This window comes from Plesiomonas sp., assembly GCF_051650925.1.
Lineage (GTDB): Bacteria > Pseudomonadota > Gammaproteobacteria > Enterobacterales > CAMTGL01 > Plesiomonas.
In genome coordinates this window covers 1-3858 of sequence record NZ_JBOFRH010000611.1, presented here as the reverse complement: position 1 = coordinate 3858, position 3858 = coordinate 1, and the positions used below count along the sequence as shown (strand labels likewise).

At 48.3% G+C, this 3858-nt stretch carries 3 protein-coding genes; 2 read left to right on the top strand and 1 reads right to left on the bottom strand.

The window, feature by feature from the left end; all coding sequences use genetic code 11:
• Positions 1 to 362: 362 nt before the first annotated feature.
• Complete coding sequence (uspB, locus tag ACRC27_RS14770) at positions 363 to 716, top strand: universal stress protein UspB (RefSeq protein WP_438640219.1); 354 nt, start codon at positions 363 to 365, stop codon at positions 714 to 716.
• A gap of 79 nt (positions 717 to 795) precedes the next feature.
• On the opposite strand, the gene ACRC27_RS14765 is transcribed toward uspB, so the two are convergent.
• Entirely contained in the window at positions 796 to 2277 is a 1482-nt protein-coding gene (locus tag ACRC27_RS14765; protein ID WP_438629326.1) for an inorganic phosphate transporter, read from the bottom strand.
• Between the two features lie 685 nt (positions 2278 to 2962).
• On the opposite strand from ACRC27_RS14765, the gene ACRC27_RS14760 reads away from it, so the two are divergent.
• On the top strand, positions 2963 to 3858 hold an 896-nt coding region (locus tag ACRC27_RS14760), incomplete at its 3' end, for an aminoacetone oxidase family FAD-binding enzyme (protein ID WP_438640220.1).

Here is a 3858-nt window from a genome sequence, read left to right as displayed (position 1 = left end):
TTCCTGCAATGGTATGTGGCCGAGCAGCACGAAGAAGAGAAGCTGTTTAAAAGCATTCTGGATAAGATTGAGCTGGTGGGTGAAGATGGTAAGGCATTGTTCTTTATCGATAAAGATCTGAAAGCTTTGGCGCAAACCGGTAATGCCAATGCGGTAGCCAGCAGCGCGGAATAATCTGCGTGACAGTTTGAGCGAAACCGAAGTAAGAAATAGCGCCGTGCAGGATAGATCCTTCGCCTGAACTGCGCTATATCTATTTCGTTGCGCGATATCTATTTTGCACTACATGTGTTTGCTCTGAATATGGCACCATAGAAACTAAAACAGAACACCGTAAACGGAATACGGAAGAGAGTAGGTAGATGGATTTACACTGGGTTGTTTGGATTTTACTGCTGATCAGCGTCGTGAATATTGCACGCTATATTTCTAGCCTGAAAGTGCTGCTGTTTATTATGCGGGAAAGTGACCCGTACCTGTATTTACAGGTTGATGGGCGCGGTTTTTTTCGTGCAACAGGGGTGATCTCAAAGCAGATCCGGCTGTTTCACTATCTGCGTGAACAGCGTTATTTATCCCACCATGATCCGCTATTTATCGAAAAATGCGCCAAAGTTAGGCAGCTATTTATCTTTACCAGCAGCTTATTGTTGCTGATGCTGGCCACGCTGTTGCTGAGTATTTTTCTGCCGGAAGCGGCGGTATTGGCTGAGTAGCGCTAAAACAACATCGGCAACCCGAGGGCTGCCGATGGTGTAATCGTTCTGATTATCTGATGACGGAAAAAGTGTACGGTCAGAGGATAACGTAGCTTGCGATCCAAAAGAGTGCACAAGAGAGCAGCATGGTGGCCGGTAAGGTGAATACCCACGCCATCAGAATGCTTTTCACTGTGCCTGATTGCAGGCGATTTTTGTTGGCTAACATCGATCCCGCTACAGCGGAAGAGAGTACGTGCGTAGTCGATACCGGCATACCGGTAATACTGGCGATCCCGATAGCAGAGGCCGCTGTGATCTGCGCTGCCATGCCTTGAGAGTAGCCCATACCGCGTTCGCCAATTTTTTCACCCACAGTGACCACAATACGACGCCAGCCGACCAGTGTACCCAGACCCAGTGCCAGTGCGACAGCCACAATGACCCACGTTGGAGCATACTCAGTGGTCTGATTCAGATCGGCACGTAAGGTATTGAGATTGCTAGAGTCAGACTTCGATAACCCCGGCTGTGATGCCACTTTCTTTGCGGTATCATCAATACACAGGATCAAACGGCGCGTCATCCGGCGTTGCTCGGTATCCAGATCGCTGTAACTGTTTACGCCCCGCAGCAGATTCCCCAGCTTATCCAATGATTCACGCGTCTGCGCCGGATTACAGTGGAATTTACCCTGTGGAATAGCGTTGTCTTCAGTACTCACCGGATGGCTGGCAATAAAGGCATCTAATACCCCTGTGTTGCTGGCATAAATGCCGGCAATATGCTCTGCTGCATCGGCAGTTTTAGCGATTTCGTACTTGCTGGCATCCATGTTGACCACGAACTGCGATGGTGCGATACCGATCAAAACCAGCATCAGCAGACCAATCCCTTTCTGGCCATCATTCGAGCCGTGTGCAAAGCTGACACCAAATGAGGAGAGGATCAGCATAGTGCGCGGCCAAAATGGTGGATGCTTCTTGCCATCGAGCAGTTGACGCTCTTCTGGGTTAAGATGCATGTGCGATGTCGGGTAGAGCCGTTTTAGCGTTAGCAGCACCACACCGGCAACCGCAAGGCCAACCAGTGGCGAGACGATCAGCGAAAGCATCACATCCAGCGCTTTTTTGAGGTTCACTCCATCACTGATCGAGGTGTGTGTCATCAATGCATTGGCCACGCCGACACCCAGAATCGAACCGATTAAGGTGTGCGAACTTGAGGCCGGTAGCCCCAGATACCATGTGCCAAAATTCCACACAATGGCGGTCAATAGCATTGAGAAGACCATGATCAAGCCATGTGTCGAGCTGATATTGACCAACAGATCAATCGGCAGCAGGTGCACAATGGCGTAGGCGACACTTAGCCCTCCTAACAACACCCCGAAGAAATTAAAAAATCCCGACAGTACAACTGCAAGTTGTGCCGGCATTGCTTTGGTGTAGATAACCGTCGCTACCGCATTGGCAGTGTCGTGAAATCCGTTAATAAACTCGTAAGCCAAAACAAATAATAACGCCAGCCCAAGCAGAATGGCGATATGAGTATCAAGACCGGTAAATATATCAAACATAAAATAAGCCATAAAACCGTCATCAGACTGGCGCATTATCAATATAAATAGCGCCGCTACAAAGCGAAAATTCGAGTTATTTTTAAAAGTGCCGCAAAAAAGGCAGGAATAATTGCACGCTGTTACCCGTAACCTTAAGTGATTGTGATTATTAACAAATTGATTTATAAATAAATTAATATTTAATTACATTTATATCTGCTTTTGCAATGAACCCTGTGGGTAAATCCGTGGTTAAGCTCGCATTTCACGATGATTGTGCCATTTCATGACGCAATTTAGCGTTTTTATGCTTTTTCCATTCAGTTGTTATTGATCGGGTGCGTAACGCGCTTATTTCAATACTGTGTTTAGGTGTTATGTCGGTATTTCCTCTTCAGCTTTTTTTAATTTCTCTTATGCTGTTTTACGTTATGTCGTGTTTTTCGTTGCATTTTATCTTTTCTGTTTAAAATAGATTTAAGACTCTCTTTTTATTCTGTTTCCCTAGATTATCGCTTCTTTATTGTTCTTAAGGCTTTGACGATATCTGGTGGTTAGCCGGAAAGCCCATTACAATCCGCCGATGATTTGGTGGCCGCCAGTGAATACGCGGCGGCAACAAAGTGAACTAGAGGCGAGTGTGAAGACTGAATTTGATGTAGTGATTATCGGGGCAGGGGCTGCAGGGTTACTGTGTGCGGCAATGGCCGCTGAGCGTGGGCGACGTGTGCTGGTGGTGGATAACGGTAAAAAAGCCGGACGTAAAATTTTGATGTCGGGCGGTGGCCGTTGTAATTTCACCAATTTGTATATCGAGCCGGCTGCCTATTTGTCTGAAAATCCACATTTTTGTAAGTCAGCACTTTCACGCTATACCCAGTGGGATTTCATTGCGCTGGTGGCAAAACACAATATTGCTTATCACGAGAAAACCCTCGGTCAGTTGTTTTGTGATGACTCTGCCGAGCAGATCGTGGCCATGTTGCTGGCCGAATGTGCCGAGCACGGTGCACAAATCCGCCTACGGTGTGATGTTAGTGCGGTTGAACGGGTTGTCGCTGAACAGACAGCCGACAGCGCCGATGTACCGTATAGTGCCGATGCACCGTATTTAGTGCAGACCAGCGGCGGAGCAATTTGTTGTCAGTCGGTGGTTGTGGCCAGTGGCGGATTATCAATGCCGGGGCTGGGCGCAACACCACTGGGTTATCGGATTGCCGAGCAGTTTTCACTGCCGATTATCCCCACCCGTGCCGGATTAGTGCCATTTACGCTGCACAAAGCTGAGCTTGATGCCCAGCAATCGCTGGCGGGAATTGCTATTCCGGTGAGTGTTGAATCACAGCAAGGGGTGGTGTTTCGTGAAAACCTGCTATTTACCCACCGTGGTCTATCGGGGCCGGCGATTTTGCAGATCTCCAGTTACTGGAAAGCGGGGGAAACGGTCAGCGTGAATTTGCTGCCCGATCTTGATCTGCTAGCCGAGCTGGAGCAGTTGCGGCAGACACAGCCAAATCTGAGCTTGAAAAATGCGCTGTCGCGCTGGCTGCCAAAACGTTTTGTCGAGTGTTGGATAGAGCAGCAGCGGTTGCCTAATCC

Coding starts and splice junctions, on each gene's coding strand:
- uspB (WP_438640219.1), top strand. CDS start 363: ATGGATTTACACTGGGTTGTTTGGATTTTACTGCTGATCAGCGTCGTG.
- ACRC27_RS14765 (WP_438629326.1), bottom strand. CDS start 2,277: ATGTTTGATATATTTACCGGTCTTGATACTCATATCGCCATTCTGCTT.